Raw genomic sequence first — 18,733 nt, forward strand, 5'->3', positions numbered from 1 at the left:
ATAATTTTCCTTTGTTAGTGTCACCGCTTAAAAGATCGGCAACAATAGATTTTCTCTTCTTGCTACACCCTCACGACTAATGACAGTGCTCACTGCTTTGAGGACTCTCATTAGCCGCGCGAGTCACTGTAGCGAAAGAGGTTTAATTTTTAGAAACGGTGCAAAAAACAGGAGATTAAATTTTCCGATTCTGTTTTCTGGCAATTCCGTTTCCTAGAAGAAAAGGGGCCAAATTAGGCCCCTTTCCACTGAAACTCATCAATTAGCGACGCAGTCCCAGACGCTCAATCAGAGCACTATAGCGTGCCAAATCTTTACCCTTCAGGTAGTCCAGTTGCTTACGACGCTGTGCAACCTTTCTCAGCAGACCACGACGGCTGTGGTGATCTTTTTTGTGCTCTGAAAAGTGACCTTGCAGGTGGTTGATGTCAGCAGTCAGCAATGCGATCTGAACTTCGCTGGAACCACTGTCGTTAGCGCCGCGACCAAATTCAGCAATAATCTGCGCTTTTGCAGCAGTACTTAGAGACATAGTATAACTCCAAATATGTAATTTAAAATAACGAGTGCCGATCTCTAATTCAGCCACTCATGTACAGACGCGGTATTCTACGCTGCAAATAGGTGAAGCGCAAGACAGCACAATCACCGTCATTCTGTGCCCCAACTCAATTTATCTGCTGAAAATTCCTTGTCTGTCTGTTGCTATCATTATTCCGTTTCAACAACCAGACGGCGTGGAGCCACTAATCCATCATCATCAATCATTGCAATGCCGAGGAATTTATTTTCATCGCCTTCGGTCACCCTCACCCATTCATCTGCAGCCAGCTTATGGCTGCTGCGAACCGGCTGGCCTTGTTTGAAGTACGACGCAACGACAGAGGTTAAGTGAATGACAGGAAAATGAATCACGGCGGTATCCATGGGTAGCAACAAGGGATCAAGCAATTCCCACGCCTCAATTTCTTGAGCTTCAGCCTGTTGTTTTAACGCATATAACTGTTCCAACGTGAGCATTCTTTGATTGGGATAGTCGGCAACCTGTAAACGACGCAGATAAATGACATGCGCACCACAGCCCAAAAGTTCCCCTAAATCATCAATGATGGTACGAATGTAAGTTCCCTTGGAACAGTGTATTTCCAATTCCAGCTCATTCCCTTCCCAGCGAATGAATTGCAATTCATAAACAGTAATAGGACGCGCTTCCCGCTCCACTTCAATCCCCTGACGGGCATATTCGTATAGCGGTTTTCCCTGATGTTTCAATGCAGAGTACATGGAAGGAACCTGCATGGTATCACCACGGAATTGATCCAATGCAGCATTGAGCTGAGATGCGGTGATTTTTACGTCGCGTTCACTGATGATTGTGCCATGCGAATCCGACGTATCCGTACGCTGCCCCAAACGGGCAATCACACGATAGCGTTTGTCAGAATCCAGCAAGAATTGGGAAAACTTGGTCGCTTCACCCAGACAAATCGGCAACATGCCTGTCGCCAATGGATCCAGCGCACCAGTATGACCCGCCTTGCTGGCATTAAAAATCCGTCTGACTTTCTGTAACGCATCATTGGAGGAAATATCCTGCGGCTTATCCAGCAACAGTACACCGTGTATAGCACGGCCTTTACGACGGCGCCCCATCATTTTTCCTCATTGTGATCCGCAGATGTGCGACGCTTTTCATCATTTTTAACGACGTTGCTAACCAAATTCGACATACGCATCCCTTCCACCAAAGAACTGTCATAAGAGAATGTCAGTTCAGGAATGATACGCAGACGCATCGCTTTACCCAGCAGGGAACGAATAAAACCGGAGGCTTCGTTCAATGCTTTGATACCTGCTTTAACCATATCTGAATCATGCCCATCCACCAGCACATTCAAAAAGGTGACAAATACTTTGGCATAAGCCAGATCGCGGGAAACCTCAACACCAGAGACTGTCGCCATTCCGATACGGGGATCTTTGATTTCACGCTGTAAAATGATGGCAATTTCTTTTTGCATTTCCTGTGCAACGCGCTGAGTACGACTAAATTCTCTTGCCATTGTTATATCTCCTGACATTTTGGGGGGCATAAAGCCCCCCAAGAATGGAATGAATGTATTAATAAATAATGGTATTAATCGATGGAGCGTTTAATTTCAATCACTTCAAAGACTTCAATCATGTCGCCAACGCGAACATCATTGTAGTTCTTCACACCGATACCACATTCCATACCATTACGGACTTCGTTAACGTCATCCTTAAAGCGACGCAAGGATTCCAATTCACCTTCGTAAATGACAATGTTATCGCGCAATACGCGGATCGGGTTATTACGCTTGATGGAACCTTCTGTCACCATACAACCCGCAACGGCACCAAATTTCGGTGATTTAAACACATCACGAACTTCGGCAAGACCCATGATCTGCTGTTTGTATTCTGGTGCCAGCATACCGCTCATAGCCTGTTTGATCTCATCAATCAGGTTATAGATAACGGAGTAGTAACGCAGATCCAAACTTTCGTTTTCAATGACACGACGTGCAGAAGCATCAGCACGAACGTTGAAGCCCAGAATAATTGCTTCAGATGCCGCTGCCAGTGTTGCATCGGTTTCAGTGATACCACCCACACCGGAACCGATGATTTTCACTTTAACTTCATCAGTAGACAATTTCAGCAGTGAATCACTAATGGCTTCACAAGTCCCTTGAACATCCGTTTTCAGAACGATGTTCAGTTCAGATACCTTGCCTTCTTCTAAGTTAGCGAAGATGTTTTCCAACTTAGCTTTATGCTGACGAGCCAATTTCACTTCGCGGAATTTACCCTGACGATACAAGGCCACTTCACGCGCTTTTTTCTCATCACGAACAACCGTTGCTTCATCACCCGCAGATGGCACATTGGACAGACCCAAAATTTCCACTGGGATAGAGGGACCAGCCGAAGTCACTTCGCGGCCAAGTTCGTTACGCATTGCACGGATGCGGCCATACTCGAAGCCACACAGAACGATATCGCCTTTGTTCAGCGTACCAGACTGAACCAGAATGGTTGCAACTGGGCCACGGCCTTTATCCAGGAAGGATTCAATGACCACACCGTTCGCCATACCCGTGCGTACCGCTTTCAGTTCAAGAACTTCAGATTGAAGCAAAATGGCTTCCAGCAATTCATCAATACCAATACCAGCTTTGGCAGACACATTGATGAACTGGTTTTCACCGCCCCACTCTTCTGAAATGATACCGTATTGCGACAATTCATTCTTCACGCGATCCGGATCAGCTTCTGGCTTATCGATCTTGTTCACCGCAACAACAACGGGTACGTTGGCTGCTTTAGCATGCTGGATAGCTTCTATGGTCTGTGGCATCACACCATCATCCGCTGCTACAACCAGAACAACGATATCTGTTGCTTTCGCACCACGGGCACGCATGGAGGTAAACGCTGCATGGCCTGGGGTATCCAGAAAGGTGATCATGCCTTTTTCAGTTTTAACATGATAGGCACCAATGTGCTGGGTAATACCACCCGCCTCTCCAGAAGCCACTTTAGTGGAACGGATATAGTCCAGCAGAGAAGTTTTACCGTGGTCAACGTGCCCCATGATGGTCACAACTGGCGCACGAGATTCTGCCTGTGTTTCACCCGTATCACGATCGCTCATCAGCGCTTCTTCCAGTTCGTTTTCACGACGCAGGATAACTTTGTGCCCCATTTCTTCGGCAACCATTTGCGCGGTTTCTTGATCGATCACTTGGTTGATGGTGACCATTGCTCCCATGTTCATCATAGTCTTAATGACCTGGGCACCTTTGACGGCCATTTTGTTAGCCAATTCAGCAACAGTAATTGTCTCACCAATCACAACGTCACGGTTAACCGCAGCTACCGGTTTCGTGAAACTCTGTTGTAAAGTACTCGGCTTACGTTGTTTACCTTTGGTACGACCTACAGCCCGCGCTTCTTCGCGATCAGCTTTCGATTCAGAATGTTTATTATTCTTCTTCTGGCGGGATTTACCACCACGGGAGCGGGAACGACGTTCGCCCTCTACTTTGGCGTCATTTTCATCTTCCGCATCACGAGCATAGCGGGAAGTGGTTATATGGTAGTCACTATTGGTCTCACTACTGGTGTCACTACTATTGTTCTCAGAGTCATAAGACCATTTGTCTTTGTTCTCTTCTGCCATTCGACGCGCTTCTTCTGCAACACGTTTAGCCTCCTCTTCCACCTTACGGCGCACTTCTTCTTCAGCTTGACGTTTTAAATTTGCAGCTTCAGCTTCACGACGCGCTTTTTCACTTTGCGCAGCAGAGTGATTCTGAACTGATTTTTGCTTGATTTCGGTATGTTGCTTAGTCACTTTTTCTTTTTCCGCCGCCTCACGCTGAGACAGTTTAGCCTCTTCACGTTTGGCTTTTTCTTCTGCTTCACGTCGAGCGCTCTCTACAGCTTCACATTTAGCCTTTTCTTCAGCTTCACGTTTAGCTTGCTCTTCCGCGAATTTTTTCGCTTCAGCCTCAAGCCGCGCCTTCTCTTCTACCTCGCGCCGAGCCTGCTCTTCCGCTTCACGCTTTTCCTGCTCTTCCGCGTTAACCTGTTCAGTGGTATCGCGGTTTACATATGTGCGTTTTTTGCGGACTTCAATCGCTACCGATTTACTTTTGCCACCGGTGCCAGGAACGTTTAGTGTACTGCGCGTTTTGCGCTGTAATGTCATTTTACCTGGCTGACCGCCAGAACCGCCTTGTTCGCGATTCAGATGGGCCAGCAAAGCTTCTTTTTCTTTCTGGGAAACAGAGTCAGTTGCGGTTTTCTGAATGCCAGCATCAGCAAATTGCTGGATGAGACGTTCCACCGATGTCTGGATCTCTTCTGCCAGTATTTTTACGGTTACCTCTGTCATTCTGTTCCTTCCTGCTACAGTTTATTTATGCATCATCGCCAAACCAACAGATATTTCGGGCTGCCATAATGAGTTCTCCTGCTTTCTCATCATTCAGTCCTTCGATATCAGATAAGTCGTCGATACCCTGCTCGGCAAGATCTTCCAGAGTGCAGATGCCACGGGCAGCCAGGTTAAACGCCAAAGTACGCTCCATGCCAGACAAATTCAATAAATCTTCGGCAGGTTGCTGATCACTAAGACTCTCTTTCTGAGCCAGTTCCAGCGTCGTCAAGGCCGCTTTAGCGCGTTCACGAAGAACTTCAACGGTTTCTTCATCAAGGCCCTCTACTGCCAGAAGTTCTTTGATTGGCACATAAGCCAGTTCTTCCAGTGTAGAGAAACCTTCCTCGACCAATACAGTGGCGAAATCTTCATCAATGTCGAGATGCTTGGTAAATGTATCAATAGAAGCGTGTGCTTCTGCCTGATGTTTTGCTTGTAGCTCTTCCGCAGTCATGACATTGAGTTCCCATTTGTCATCACCACGATGTTTTTTCAACAGTTGTGCCGCCAGACGAACGTTCTGACCATTACGTCCAATCGCCTGAGCAAGATTACTGTTTTCTACGGCAACATCCATAGTGCAGTTGTCTTCGTCAACCACAATAGATGCAACATCCGCCGGAGCCATTGCATTAATGACAAACTGCGCAGGGTTATCGTCCCACAGCACGATGTCAATTCTTTCACCGCCCAGTTCACTGGAAACGGCTTGTACCCTTGCACCACGCATACCGACACAAGCGCCAACAGGATCAATACGCTTGTCGTTGGTTTTCACTGCGATCTTTGCACGAGAACCCGGATCACGAGCAGCCGCTTTGATCTCAATGATCTCTTCACCAATCTCAGGCACTTCGATGCGGAACAATTCAACCAACATCTCAGGACGAGAACGAGTGATGAAAAGCTGTGCTCCACGCGCTTCAGGACGAACATCATACAGAACACCGCGCACGCGGTCACCTGGACGGAAGTTTTCCCGCGGCAACATGTCTTCACGTAAAATGACCGCTTCAGCATTATTACCTAAATCCAACGTAATATTTTCGCGGTTCATTTTTTTGACCTGACCGGTCACAATTTCGCCCTGCTGTTCACGGAATTGATCAACAACCATCGCACGTTCAGCTTCACGTACTTTCTGTACGATAACCTGTTTTGCCGTCTGAGTCGTAATGCGGTCAAAGGTCACTGATTCAATTTGATCTTCAATATAACCACCCAGTTCAATCTCTGGGTTGTCAAATTTTGCCGCTTCCAGAGTGATTTCTCGCGTTGGCTGAGTCACTTCGTCAACAGCTAACCAGCGACGGAAGGTATCAAAATCACCTGATTTACGATCGATACAAACGCGGACGTCGATTTCCTGCTCATACTTTTTCTTGGTGGCTGTCGCCAGTGCAATCTCTAATGCTTCGAAGATTTTTTCGCGAGGGAGTGATTTTTCATTAGAAACCGCTTCCACAACAGCCAGAATTTCTTTATTCATCCTAGTTGCCTCATCCGAACTTTAAAAGTGGGGTACCAAGTTCGCTTTCTGGATGTTGCTCAGTGCGAACACTTCGTCTTTTCCATCCACCGTAACCGTAATCATTTCACCATCAACTGCCTTGATGATACCTTGCCATTTTCGCCGGTTCTGCATTGCCATGCGTAAAACCAAACTGACTTTTTCACCAATAAAACGCTGGTAATGTTCAGCCTTAAACAGTGGACGCTCAAGCCCTGGTGAAGATATTTCCAAGTTATAAAGCCCTGGAATCGGATCTTCAACATCAAGCACTGCACTGACCTGGTGGCTAACATCAGCACAATTATCAACAGTGATACCCTCCTCACTATCAATATAGACTCGCAACGTCGATACACGAGCGCGAATATACTCCAGGCCAACTAATTCAAAACCCAAAGCTTCAACGGGTGCTGAAATTATCTCTGTTAATTTTTGCTCTAATGTGGACAAGCCCACCCCCAAGACATAAAAAAAGGGCTATATTAGCCCAGTAATTCTGCTGTCAAATAACAAAAAACCCCGACACTCGGGGCTTTATGCAACTGGACCCTATTTACTGCCAGCGGTCTCAACCTACTTCTTTTTTTATACTTTTCAAAGCAACCTGTCAAATCAGGGATCGATATCTCAATGGCTGCTGAATTATTACTGTTGAAAAGATACAGGCTGTTAAGAAGTGGTTGCGGGAGCCGGATTTGAACCGACGACCTTCGGGTTATGAGCCCGACGAGCTACCATGCTGCTCCATCCCGCGTTCGAAAACGTGGCAAATCTTACGCTGATAATACTAAAAACGCAAGTTTCTAGATTAATTGGTGCCGAGGACGGGACTTGAACCCGTACGCCCGTTGTTTAGGCACTACCACCTCAAGGTAGCGTGTATACCAATTTCACCACCTCGGCACTGATTTTATAGGATTGTTATTCTAATGGTTATCTAAACTCATCGTCAAAATCAACAACCCTATTTCAATTCTGTTACTGAATGTTACTGTGGGATATCACTATTTGGTTTTGCTGGTGTTGCCGGAATTTCTGCCTGTTTTTCAACTTTTACAGGTTCGACAAGGTTATCCCATTTACTGTTAGAACCCGTCTTGTTGCTGGTCATGTTACCAAGAATCAGACTGATAACAATGAACAACGTGGCAAAAATAGCCGTCATGCGGGTCATAAAATTACTGGAACCCGATGAACCAAACAGCGTGTTAGATGCACCCGCGCCGAAAGAAGCACCCATATCAGCACCTTTACCCTGCTGTAGCAGAACCAGAGCTATTAGCCCGATACCAACCAGCAAGAATATACCTAAAAGAGCTTCATACATATGTTGTACCCGTTTCCTCGTGGCGTTTACCACAATTTTATAGCGACTTTATGTTGCATCACCCGCTCACAAAATTAGAAAAATTAACTTATTGAGCGGGTGTGAATACTAACCAAAGCGTCTTAGACACGCAAGACTAATTTTAAATACTGGCGTCGTTCGGGCAAAAAATCAACAAATCAACCTATTTTTTTCACCGCATCAGCAATACGATGCGCTAATACCGTGACTTGCTCTTCATCTTCGCCTTCCACCATGACCCGAATCAAGGGTTCTGTCCCTGATTTACGCAGCAGAACACGACCACGGCCATTTAATTCAGTCTCAACTGATTTTACGGTTTCAAGCACTGATTCTGATTGCAGAGGATCGGCATTACCTGCAAAGCGAACGTTAACCAAAATTTGTGGCAGAAGTTTCATGCCACTGCACAGATCATGCAGGCTCATATTATTGCGTACTATTGCACTCAGAACTTGCAATCCAGCAACAATGCCATCTCCTGTTGTGGTTTTGTCCAGCAAAATCACATGGCCCGAATTTTCAGCCCCCAAACGCCAGCCTTTTTCCTGCAATTTCTCCAGCACGTAGCGGTCGCCAACTTTCGCACGTTCAAATGGAATACCAAGCTGTTTCAGTGCCAACTCCAGCCCCATATTGCTCATCAACGTACCCACTGCACCACCACGTAGCTGACCTTGTCTCAACGCTTCACGTGCAATGATATAAAGGATCTGATCGCCATCAACTTTTTGCCCCAGATGATCAACCATGATGATACGGTCACCATCACCATCAAATGCCAGACCAACGTGAGCCTGCTCTTCCAGTACACACTGTTGCAATAGACGAACATCCGTTGCACCACATTCTTCATTGATATTGATGCCATTAGGCTCACAACCAAGGGTAATTACTTCCGCTCCCAGCTCTCTGAAAACATTCGGGGCGATATGGTAAGTCGCACCATTGGCGCAATCCAAAACAATTTTCAACCCATTTAAACTTTGTTCACTGGGGAATGTCCCTTTACAAAATTCAATGTAACGACCCGCTGCATCAACTATCCGATTTGCCCGTCCTAACTCAGCAGATTCCACACAAGTCAGAGGTTTTTCCATTTCCGCTTCAATCGCTTCTTCAACATCATCCGGTAATTTAGTCCCATCAATGGAGAAGAATTTAATGCCGTTATCATAGTAAGGGTTGTGGGAAGCGGAAATGACAATGCCGGCTTCTGCACGAAAAGTCCGTGTCAGATACGCCACAGCAGGTGTTGGCATTGGGCCGGTAAAGGAGGCCGATAATCCCGCTGCGGCTAACCCTGCCTCCAAAGCAGATTCCAACATATAACCTGAGATTCGGGTATCTTTACCAATAATGATTTTGCGAGAACCATGACGCGCCAGCACTTTTCCCGCAGCCCAACCAAGTTTCAATACAAAGTCAGGGGTAATTGGGGTATTTCCCACTTTGCCACGGATACCGTCAGTGCCAAAATATTTACGGTTACTCATAAAGTTCTTTCCTTTGCTGAACGAATCTTTTGCTCTCAGCGTTTTTTGCTGACACCATGTTCTTTACAAACGATGTATTCTACAAACTCTGTATTCTATGAACATGTATTCTTTTCAGATACCGTATGTCGTACAGGTATTATTGGCAGACAGTGTTGCGTGAACAACTTGCATTGCCTGAACGGTTTCTTTTACATCGTGCACACGGATAATCTGGGCACCTTTCATAGCTGCAATCACAGCACAAGCAACGCTTCCGGCCACACGCTCCGGCGGTGGTACATCAAATAACTGGCCAATCATGGACTTGCGTGACATTCCCGCCAGAATAGGTAATCCCAAATGATGGAATTCTTGCAAATGAGCCAATAACTGATAATTATGCGATAAGTTCTTACCAAAACCGAAGCCAGGATCAAGAATCAGGTTGTTTTTTGCGATACCCGCCGCAACACAGCGCTCAATTTGCTGTATCAGGAAATTTTTTACTTCCGATACAACATCTTCATAGTGAGGCTCTGTTTGCATTGTCCGAGGTTGCCCCTGCATATGCATCAGGCAGATCGGCAAACCACTTAGTGCTGCCGCATCAAGTGCTCCAGGCTCCTGCAACGCACGGACATCATTAATAATATGGGCCCCCGCCCTGGCTGATTCCTGCATAACAACAGCTTTTGAGGTATCAACAGAGATCCAGGTATCAAAGCGCTGTGCCAGCGCCTCAATCATTGGAATAACACGATCCAATTCTTCCTGCTCACTTACCTCATTCGCTCCGGGACGAGTCGATTCACCACCCACATCAATAATGGTTGCCCCTTCTTTGATCATCCCGACGGCATGCTCTAATGCTGTGTTAAAAGTATTATGGGTTCCACCGTCAGAGAAGGAATCAGGGGTAACGTTTAAAATTCCCATCACTTGTGGGCAGGAAAGATCGAGGACGCTGCCTCTGGCAGTCAGTTTCATCGCTAGGTGCCTTAATGTCAAAACCCCAGGACAAGCCTGGGGTTTAATGTAAGATTGTGAGCCACGTTATGCGGTTGGATTACCATCCGCAGGCTTTGAAGTTTGCTGCGGAGATGGCGTGTTATGACGGTTATTGCTATTACCGCCATTCTTATCACCTTCCCAACCTGCTGGCGGGCGTACTGTTGTACGATTCATCAGGTCATCAATCTGAGGAGCATCAATCGTTTCATACTTCATCAATGCATCTTTCATTGAATGAAGAATATCCAGATTATCCATCAGAATCTGACGAGCACGTACATAGTTACGATCGATGAGAACCTTCACTTCCTGATCGATTAAACGCGCGGTGTCTTCAGACATATGTTTTGCCTTGGCAACCGAGCGACCGAGGAAAACTTCGCCTTCTTCTTCCGCATACAGCAATGGTCCCAGTTTTTCTGAGAAGCCCCACTGTGTCACCATGTTACGCGCAATAGATGTCGCCACTTTAATATCGTTGGACGCACCAGTAGAAACATTATCTACACCATAGATAATTTCTTCCGCTAACCGGCCACCGTATAAAGTTGAAATTTGGCTCTCCAACTTCTGACGGCTTGCACTGATCTGATCACCCTCTGGCAAGAAGAACGTCACACCCAACGCACGGCCACGCGGGATAATCGTCACTTTATGCACAGGATCGTGTTCTGGAACCAAACGACCAATAATGGCATGTCCTGCTTCATGGTATGCCGTGGATTCTTTCTGTTCCTCGGTCATAACCATTGAACGGCGCTCCGCACCCATCATGATCTTATCTTTGGCTTTTTCGAACTCAACCATAGAAACAACGCGTTTGTTACCGCGAGCAGCAAACAAAGCAGCTTCATTCACAAGGTTTGCCAAATCTGCGCCAGAAAAACCTGGCGTGCCACGAGCAATGACCGAGGCATCAATATCAGTATCCAGCGGAATGCGACGCATATGAACTTTCAGGATTTGCTCACGGCCACGAACATCCGGCAGACCAACAACGACCTGACGGTCAAAACGGCCAGGACGTAACAAAGCAGGATCGAGAACATCAGGACGGTTAGTTGCTGCGATAACAATAATGCCTTCGTTACCTTCAAAGCCATCCATCTCAACCAGCATCTGGTTCAGTGTCTGTTCACGTTCATCATGTCCGCCACCCAGACCCGCGCCACGCTGACGACCTACTGCATCAATTTCATCAATAAAGATGATGCACGGTGCAGCTTTTTTCGCCTGCTCAAACATATCTCGCACACGGGAAGCACCAACACCCACGAACATTTCAACGAAATCAGAACCCGAGATGGTGAAGAAAGGGACTTTCGCTTCGCCAGCAATAGCTTTCGCCAGCAATGTCTTACCCGTACCTGGAGGGCCAACCATCAGGATGCCTTTCGGGATTTTACCCCCCAATTTTTGAAAACGGCCAGGTTCACGCAGATACTCAACCAATTCGCCCACTTCTTCTTTGGCTTCATCACAACCAGCAACATCGGCAAACGTGGTTTTGATCTGATCTTCCGTCAACATCCGGGCTTTGCTTTTACCAAAAGACATCGCCCCTTTACCGCCACCGCCTTGCATTTGGCGCATAAAGAAGATCCAAACACCAATGAGCAGTAACATTGGGAACCATGAAATAAAGAGGGTCGCCAACAGGCCTTGTTGTTCTGGTGGTTCACCAACAACTTTTACCTGCTTATTAAGTAGGGTATCCAGCAACTTTTCATCCTGAATTGGCATATAAGTGCTGTATTTTCCACTGTTGTCTTTCTTAGTGAAATCAATGTCACGACCCGAAATACGTACTTCGCTTACTTGATTCTGCGATATCTCACTGATGAAATTAGAGTAATCAACCCTACGACCACTAGAGTCGCTGGGACCAAAACTCTGGAACAATAACATCAAGACAACTGCGATGACTAACCAGAGAATCAGGTTTTTCGCCATGTCACTCAAGGGATTAACCTCATATTACAACTGTGTTAACAAATAGTAGTCAGGGTACTACACTTTCCGCCCTGTCGCTACAATGTATACTTCACGTGATCGTGCCCGCGAAGATTCTGGTTTACGAACTTTTACCTTCGCAAAAAGGGAGCGTATTTCCCTCAGGTATTCATCAAAGCCCTCTCCCTGAAATACTTTGACAATAAAACTACCCCCAGGGGCCAGCACATCACGACACATACCCAACGCTAACTCAACCAGATACATGGATCGGGGAATATCGACCGCAGGAGTTCCACTCATATTAGGAGCCATATCCGACATGACGACCTGGACTTTATTATCACCAACTCTCTCAAGTAATGTTTTCAATACCCGCTCATCACGAAAGTCTCCTTGAAGAAAATCGACTCCAACTATCGGATCCATCGGCAAAAGATCGCAAGCAATGACTCGCCCACTATTACCAATCTGACTCACTACGTACTGAGACCACCCACCTGGGGCAGCGCCTAAATCAACAACGGTCATGCCCGGTTTAAAGATTTTGTCGCTTTGCTGTATCTCATCAAGTTTAAACCAAGCGCGAGAGCGAAGCCCTTTTTTCTGCGCCTGGAGAACATATTTATCACTAAAATGTTCCTGTAACCAGCGACTTGAGCTTGCTGAACGTTTTTTATTGGCCATTGTTCTTTCCAACTCTACTAATAAGGCGCCATATTTTTTTGCGCTCTCTTATCAAACCACACCACACTTTTATGGTGATAGACATGAGATGGCGGTAGAATATATCGTTTTCAATCCCAACTAAGCAAATAAACGATGACTCTTAACAAGAAACAAATCCAATACCTGAAAAGCCTCGCTCATTCATTAAAGCCTGTCGTTATGATCGGCAACAATGGGTTGACCGAAGGTGTGTTGGCTGAAATTGAACAAACTCTTTCGCATCACGAGCTTATCAAAGTCAAAGTTGCTGGCGAAGACCGTGAAATAAAAACTTTGATCGCTGAAGCAATTGTTCGTGAAACGGGTGCACATAACGTGCAAATCATTGGCAAAATGTTAGTTCTCTACCGTCCATCGGAAGAACGCAAGATTAGTTTACCTAAATAATCACGGCATATTTATACAAAAGTGCCATATTAATTTATTTACCTTGATAAAAAAGGCCAAAACCGGCCTTTTTTCTTTGAGCATGGTGTATTAGATATAATCCACGTTCAAAACTTCGAATTCCACTTGACCGCCAGGCGTGGAGATGACAACAACATCATCCACTTCTTTACCAATCAGGCCACGGGCAATCGGTGAATTCACTGAAAGAAGATTTTCTTTAATATTGGCTTCATCATCACCGACAATACGGTAGGTCTGCTCTTCATCGGAATCCAAGTTCAGTACCGTGACCGTTGCTCCAAAAATCACTCGGCCATTGTTGGTCATCTTCATGACATCAATCACCTGTGCATTGGAAAGTTTAGCCTCAATTTCCTGAATACGGCCTTCACAGAAACCCTGCTGCTCACGAGCGGCATGATATTCCGCGTTTTCTTTCAAATCACCGTGCTCACGCGCCTCAGCGATTGCGGCAATAATTTGAGGCCGACGTACATTTTTCAAATGTTCTAATTCTCCGCGCAATTTATCCGCGCCACGTACCGTCATCGGAATTTGTTTCATTTATTCAACCTTTAAATTAATCCTAAGCCCAAACAACATCTTCCTGATTTTTGTAATAACAGCACATTTTTTAATAACAGCACAATGAGCACACCTTATCAGGCGGGCTTACAGATACTTGATAAAAAGAAGTGTAATTCAGCACAATCTGAAGTCCACAGGAATACTTACCTGCCAATCCATCATTCTAACGTAGAGTTGATGATGGATCATCGTTTACTTTTCCTTTGAATTATACCTTAGTATGATTAATACAAATATTCCTGGAATACATCACCTTCATACGCGAGATCTATGGCTCTTTTAAAAATGACCAGCAGAATAGCTTGTATGCTCAGTTTAAGCCTGAGTATTTTCAGTACAAATGCCGCTTCTGATAGCTCTTCTATTGAGAAAAGTACCCAGTATTTACCTACGGGAACTCATTTTTCATTTATTGCCCAAGCCGTTGGGGCAAAAAATCTCTTAGTTGATTATCACGGGCAACAAATGGCTTTACCTGCCAGTACGCTGAAAATTGTGACGGCATTAGCAGCGCTATTGCAGCTTGGTAAGGATTACCGTTTTGTTACAACACTGGAAAGTGATGCTAATCTTTCAGATGGTGTATTAAAAGGTAACCTGACGGCTCGCTTTGTCGGTGATCCCATGCTGACACGTTCACAACTGCGTAATATGGTGGAGTCCTTAAAACAATCGGGTATCAAACAGATTGACGGGGACCTCATCATCGATATTTCGATTTTTTCCAGCCATGATAAAGCCCCGGGCTGGGTATGGAACGATATGACCCAGTGTTTCAGCGCCCCTCCATCAGCCGCAATCGTGGATAAGAACTGCTTTTCTGTTTCACTCTACAGCTCAGAACAACCTGGCGAACTGGCATTTGTCCGTGTGCCCTCTTTTTATCCTGTTAATGTACTGAGTGAAGTCAAAACATTGGCTAAGGGTTCACCAGAAGCGAAGTATTGTGAATTTGATGTTACATCGGGTGATTTGAATCGATATACCCTCACAGGTTGCCTGACACAACGCGATGAACCACTGCCATTGGCATTTGCTATCCAGAATGGGCCTGGTTATGCTGGCAACCTCCTGAAAAATGAACTGAATATTGCCGGTATTGAGTTAAAAGGCCATATACGGCTCCAGGCGGCTCCCAAGCAACCGGAAAAGATCCTCGCCGTAAACCAATCTGTGCCATTAAATAAGATGCTCGAAGTCATGTTAAAAAAAATCAGATAACATGATTGCAGATACCCTCTTTCGAACCCTCGGCCACCGCTATTTCAACGTTCCAGGGACATGGCGGGCAGGTTCCGATGCAGTCCGCCAAATCCTGAAACAGAAAGCTGGCATTGACTTAGGTAACACCGTCATGGTGGATGGATCTGGTCTTTCACGCCACAATTTAATCGCTGCCACAACCATGTTGGAGATATTGCAATTTATTGCTCAACACAATGGTGAACTGGATTTCATCTCCATGTTGCCCAAAGCGGGATATGATGGCACGTTGGCTTATCGTCCCGGTCTGCACGAAGCGGGGCTTGATGGTAAGGTCTTTGCCAAAACGGGATCATTGCAAGGGGTTTATAACCTCGCAGGGTTTATGACTGCCGCCAGTGGGCAGCAAATTGCTTTTGTCCAGTTTGTTTCTGCCTACTCTGTTCCCCCGCAAGATCAGCGAACCCGCCGTGTTCCATTATCGCGTTTTGAACACGATTTATATAAATCGTTATATCAAAGTCACTGAACTGGCTCTGTTATTAACCTCAACTTTGTTTAAGCATCGCAATTTCATGGTCACGTAAACCTAAGCTCGGCTTTTTCGGCTGGAATGTATAAGCAATCAGTCCTGATACTATTTCCAGTAAAAAGCCGACTACGCTTCGGTGCCTTGAGTGCTCTATCTGAGAAATATTTTTCAATTGGTCATTCACCGTTTCTATCAAAAACCGTTTTCTTAACATGGCCTTGTCCCAAAACGATAAAAATTTGGCTTTCATATTACGGCGAACATTCGTGATCAGCGTAATTCCTTCCTCCTTCAGTTCATCGCATAACACTTGCGATAAATAGCCTTTGTCACCATAGAGATGCCCGGTTAAACCTTGTACTAATTCCTTTACCGGCTGACGATCGTCAACATTTCCCGGTGTTAATTTAACGGATAAAATCTCCCCACAGTCATCAATAATCAGATGGAGTTTAAAGCCATAGAACCAGCCTGTACGGGTTTTTCCTCGCTGGGCGACACCCGCGAAAACTTGATGGCGAGGAATACGCAGATTATGGCAAACCGCGATTTTAGTGGAATCGATAAAGGCAATGCCGTGTGATTTTTGTTTGCGTGAAGAAAGGAAAGCGCATAACGGAATAAGGGCTCTTTTCTTCAATGTAATTATTCGATTGTAGCTGACCAGACCCGGGAAATCTGCGTTGAGATATTGCTGCACATGCTCAGTATAAAACGCTTTAAAATGACGATAATGGCTCATGTGAAATAAAATGAGGATCGTCATTATCTCACTGAGAGACAGGGAAGTGGCACGATGACGCTTGAGCTGATTATTCTCAATGAGCTGTTGTTCCCAAAGGGGAATAAATTTTTGGCAAAAATCATCGACGCAACAAAAAAGTTCTTCTAAAGTAGTCATAGCCTGAGGATCCCCACGATTTTGTTTTCTAAGCAAAAACTTTGATCGTGCCTCAGGCGCTTAGTTCCTTTTTTCTTTCCTTTCTTAAGCGAAGTTCAGGTTTATTAAGAAGGGTTTGACCAAAAAGAAAAAAGGGCGCCAAATACAGCGCCCTTTTGTTATATTCAAGTGGTTACATGAAGATTAGTGTTTATAAATAAACTCGATGCCTTCGTCATCTTCTTCGTCCCAGTCATCATCCAAATCTTCGTCGTCAGATGCTTGCTGTAACTGCTCTTTATGGTAGTCATCCCACATAAATTCCACTTTTTCCGGTTGGGATTCCTCCGACGTTTCCATGCTACGAGGCTGCGTCTTCATGAACTCCATAATATCCCAGCAAAGCTCTTTTACGCCCTGACGATTCACGGCTGAGATCATGTAATAATCGCCTTCCCAACCAAGCTCCTCAGCGATAGCTTTTGCCCGCTGTTTAGCTTCTTCTGGATCGGTAAGATCGACTTTGTTAAAGACCAACCAGCGCGGTTTTTCTGCCAGTTTTTCACTGTAATTATGCAGTTCTTTGATGATGATACGGGCGTTTTCAACCGGCGCGGATTCATCGATTGGGCAGAGATCAATCAAATGCAGCAATACGCGGCAACGTTCCAAATGCTTCAAGAAACGAATACCCAATCCGGCACCTTCTGAGGCACCTTCAATCAAACCAGGGATATCTGCAACGACAAAACTTTGCTCGTTATCCATACGCACAACGCCAAGGCTTGGCACCAGAGTTGTAAATGGATAATCAGCGACTTTCGGTTTTGCGGCCGATACAGCACGAATAAAGGTGGATTTGCCTGCATTTGGCATCCCCAGCATCCCTACATCAGCCAGTAGCATCAGTTCCAACATCAGCTCACGACTTTCTCCGGGAGTTCCCATCGTTTTTTGACGAGGAGCACGATTTACCGAAGATTTAAAACGGGTATTGCCAAGTCCGTGGAAGCCACCTTTTGCTACCATAAAACGCTGTTCATGGCGCAGCATATCCCCAAGTATTTCGCCCGTGGCAACATCACGTACACGAGTTCCGACCGGAACCTTAATGGTAATATCCTGACCACGTTTCCCCCGTACAATCCCGGCTTTGTCCATTCTGACCACGTTCAGCACGGAAGGATTTTTCAAAACGGTAATCAATCAGTGTATTGAGGTTTTCATCTGCTAGCAGGTAGACATCACCACCATCACCACCATCACCGCCGTCCGGTCCACCTTTTGGAATATATTTCTCACGACGGAAGCTGACGCAACCATTGCCACCATCTCCCGCTACAACCAGAATTCTGGCTTCATCTACAAATTTCATTTTTTTTCTCCGCAGGATAGCCACTGTAAAGCTGGATGGCAGCTAGTACCCAGAGATGGCGTAATCCAAAATAATAAAAAGCCCCGCAACACATATTGCAGGGCTTCTGATTCGATCAAGATGCAAAAAACTTATTCAGCTTCGATGCTGATAAATTTACGGTTTTTTGGACCTTTAACTTCGAACTTAATTTTCCCGTCAGCTAATGCGAACAGGGTGTGGTCACGGCCACAACCTACGTTGTTGCCTGCGTGGAATTTAGTACCACGTTGACGAACGATGATGCTACCTGCCAAAACAGACTCACCACCAAAACGTTTTACACCCAGACGTTTGCTTTCAGAATCGCGACCGTTACGAGTCGAGCCGCCAGCCTTTTTGTGTGCCATTAATCTGCTCTCCTAAAATCTTAAGCGATGCCAGTGATTTTAACATCGGTGAACCACTGACGGTGGCCCTGTTGCTTACGGCTGTGTTTACGACGACGAAACTTAACAATTTTAACTTTCTCGCCACGACCGTGAGCGACAACTTCAGCTTTAATTTTAACGCCTTCAACTACTGGAGCGCCGATTTTGATATCTTCGCCGTTAGCGACCATCAGCACCTGGTCAAACTCAACAGTTTCACCTGTTGCGATGTCCAGCTTTTCCAAGCGAATTGTTTGGCCTTCGCTTACTCGGTGTTGTTTACCACCACTTTGGAAAACTGCGTACATATAAACTCCGCTTTCCGCGCACCCCCCTAAAATGCTTTCCAGA

At 45.7% G+C, this 18,733-nt stretch carries 16 protein-coding genes, 2 tRNA genes and 2 pseudogenes; 2 read left to right on the plus strand and 18 right to left on the minus strand.

The window, feature by feature from the left end:
• Positions 1 to 262: 262 nt before the first annotated feature.
• From rpsO to rlmE, 13 genes are all read right to left on the minus strand, one after another.
• Complete coding sequence (rpsO, locus tag PXH59_RS13335; RefSeq protein ID WP_047766238.1) at positions 263 to 532, minus strand: 30S ribosomal protein S15; 270 nt, start codon at positions 530 to 532, stop codon at positions 263 to 265.
• A gap of 179 nt (positions 533 to 711) precedes the next feature.
• On the minus strand, positions 712 to 1,653 hold the full coding sequence (truB, locus tag PXH59_RS13340) for a tRNA pseudouridine(55) synthase TruB (RefSeq protein ID WP_285808752.1): 942 nt from the start codon (positions 1,651 to 1,653) through the stop codon (positions 712 to 714).
• Positions 1,653 to 2,063, minus strand: coding sequence for a 30S ribosome-binding factor RbfA (gene rbfA / locus PXH59_RS13345; RefSeq protein WP_047766240.1), 411 nt, complete (start codon positions 2,061 to 2,063; stop codon positions 1,653 to 1,655). Before rbfA ends, truB begins: the two co-directional genes overlap by 1 nt.
• 74 nt (positions 2,064 to 2,137) lie before the next feature.
• A complete protein-coding gene (gene infB, locus PXH59_RS13350) occupies positions 2,138 to 4,927 on the minus strand; it encodes a translation initiation factor IF-2 (RefSeq protein WP_285808753.1) in 2,790 nt (929 codons plus the stop codon).
• 25 nt (positions 4,928 to 4,952) lie between these two features.
• The gene (gene nusA, locus PXH59_RS13355) at positions 4,953 to 6,461 is read right to left on the minus strand and encodes a transcription termination factor NusA (protein ID WP_285808754.1); all 1,509 of its coding nucleotides are present in this window, start codon (positions 6,459 to 6,461) and stop codon (positions 4,953 to 4,955) included.
• Positions 6,462 to 6,482: 21 nt separating this feature from the next.
• Positions 6,483 to 6,935: a ribosome maturation factor RimP gene (gene rimP / locus PXH59_RS13360; RefSeq protein WP_047766243.1), complete on the minus strand. Its 453-nt coding sequence runs from the start codon at positions 6,933 to 6,935 to the stop codon at positions 6,483 to 6,485.
• Between the two features lie 227 nt (positions 6,936 to 7,162).
• Positions 7,163 to 7,239: transfer RNA gene (locus PXH59_RS13365), tRNA-Met, on the minus strand.
• A 59-nt stretch (positions 7,240 to 7,298) separates the two neighbouring features.
• Positions 7,299 to 7,388 (minus strand) — tRNA-Leu (locus PXH59_RS13370).
• 85 nt (positions 7,389 to 7,473) lie between these two features.
• Positions 7,474 to 7,812 carry a preprotein translocase subunit SecG gene (gene secG, locus PXH59_RS13375; RefSeq protein WP_047766245.1) on the minus strand — a complete coding sequence of 113 codons (339 nt, stop codon included), beginning with the start codon at positions 7,810 to 7,812 and terminating at the stop codon, positions 7,474 to 7,476.
• A gap of 179 nt (positions 7,813 to 7,991) precedes the next feature.
• Positions 7,992 to 9,329 carry a phosphoglucosamine mutase gene (gene glmM / locus PXH59_RS13380; RefSeq protein ID WP_047766246.1) on the minus strand — a complete coding sequence of 446 codons (1,338 nt, stop codon included), beginning with the start codon at positions 9,327 to 9,329 and terminating at the stop codon, positions 7,992 to 7,994.
• 114 nt (positions 9,330 to 9,443) lie between these two features.
• Positions 9,444 to 10,298, minus strand: a complete 855-nt coding sequence (folP, locus tag PXH59_RS13385; RefSeq protein WP_285808755.1) for a dihydropteroate synthase — start codon at positions 10,296 to 10,298, stop codon at positions 9,444 to 9,446.
• 66 nt (positions 10,299 to 10,364) lie between these two features.
• A complete protein-coding gene (gene ftsH / locus PXH59_RS13390) occupies positions 10,365 to 12,284 on the minus strand; it encodes an ATP-dependent zinc metalloprotease FtsH (protein ID WP_047766248.1) in 1,920 nt (639 codons plus the stop codon).
• Positions 12,285 to 12,332: 48 nt separating this feature from the next.
• Positions 12,333 to 12,962 carry a 23S rRNA (uridine(2552)-2'-O)-methyltransferase RlmE gene (gene rlmE, locus PXH59_RS13395; RefSeq protein ID WP_047766249.1) on the minus strand — a complete coding sequence of 210 codons (630 nt, stop codon included), beginning with the start codon at positions 12,960 to 12,962 and terminating at the stop codon, positions 12,333 to 12,335.
• Positions 12,963 to 13,097: 135 nt separating this feature from the next.
• Between rlmE and yhbY the strand changes: the two genes are divergently transcribed.
• Positions 13,098 to 13,391, plus strand: coding sequence for a ribosome assembly RNA-binding protein YhbY (yhbY, locus tag PXH59_RS13400; RefSeq protein WP_047766250.1), 294 nt, complete (start codon positions 13,098 to 13,100; stop codon positions 13,389 to 13,391).
• 90 nt (positions 13,392 to 13,481) lie between these two features.
• Here the strand turns inward: yhbY and greA are convergent, their stop codons facing one another.
• Positions 13,482 to 13,958, minus strand: coding sequence for a transcription elongation factor GreA (greA, locus tag PXH59_RS13405; RefSeq protein WP_047766251.1), 477 nt, complete (start codon positions 13,956 to 13,958; stop codon positions 13,482 to 13,484).
• Positions 13,959 to 14,252: 294 nt separating this feature from the next.
• On the opposite strand from greA, the pseudogene dacB reads away from it, so the two are divergent.
• A pseudogene (gene dacB, locus PXH59_RS13410) lies at positions 14,253 to 15,714 on the plus strand (serine-type D-Ala-D-Ala carboxypeptidase).
• A 19-nt stretch (positions 15,715 to 15,733) separates the two neighbouring features.
• Here dacB and PXH59_RS13415 read toward each other — a convergent pair.
• The 4 genes and pseudogenes from PXH59_RS13415 to rplU form a co-directional block, all read right to left on the minus strand.
• On the minus strand, positions 15,734 to 16,618 hold the full coding sequence (locus tag PXH59_RS13415; protein WP_285808690.1) for an IS982 family transposase: 885 nt from the start codon (positions 16,616 to 16,618) through the stop codon (positions 15,734 to 15,736).
• 183 nt (positions 16,619 to 16,801) lie between these two features.
• A pseudogene (gene cgtA / locus PXH59_RS13420) lies at positions 16,802 to 17,972 on the minus strand (Obg family GTPase CgtA).
• Between the two features lie 131 nt (positions 17,973 to 18,103).
• The gene (gene rpmA, locus PXH59_RS13425; protein ID WP_010845218.1) at positions 18,104 to 18,361 is read right to left on the minus strand and encodes a 50S ribosomal protein L27; all 258 of its coding nucleotides are present in this window, start codon (positions 18,359 to 18,361) and stop codon (positions 18,104 to 18,106) included.
• 20 nt (positions 18,362 to 18,381) lie between these two features.
• Positions 18,382 to 18,690, minus strand: coding sequence for a 50S ribosomal protein L21 (gene rplU / locus PXH59_RS13430; RefSeq protein ID WP_047766254.1), 309 nt, complete (start codon positions 18,688 to 18,690; stop codon positions 18,382 to 18,384).
• Positions 18,691 to 18,733: the final 43 nt, after the last annotated feature.

Origin of the sequence: Xenorhabdus bakwenae, assembly GCF_030272115.1 — a bacterium.
Classification (GTDB): domain Bacteria; phylum Pseudomonadota; class Gammaproteobacteria; order Enterobacterales; family Enterobacteriaceae; genus Xenorhabdus; species Xenorhabdus bakwenae.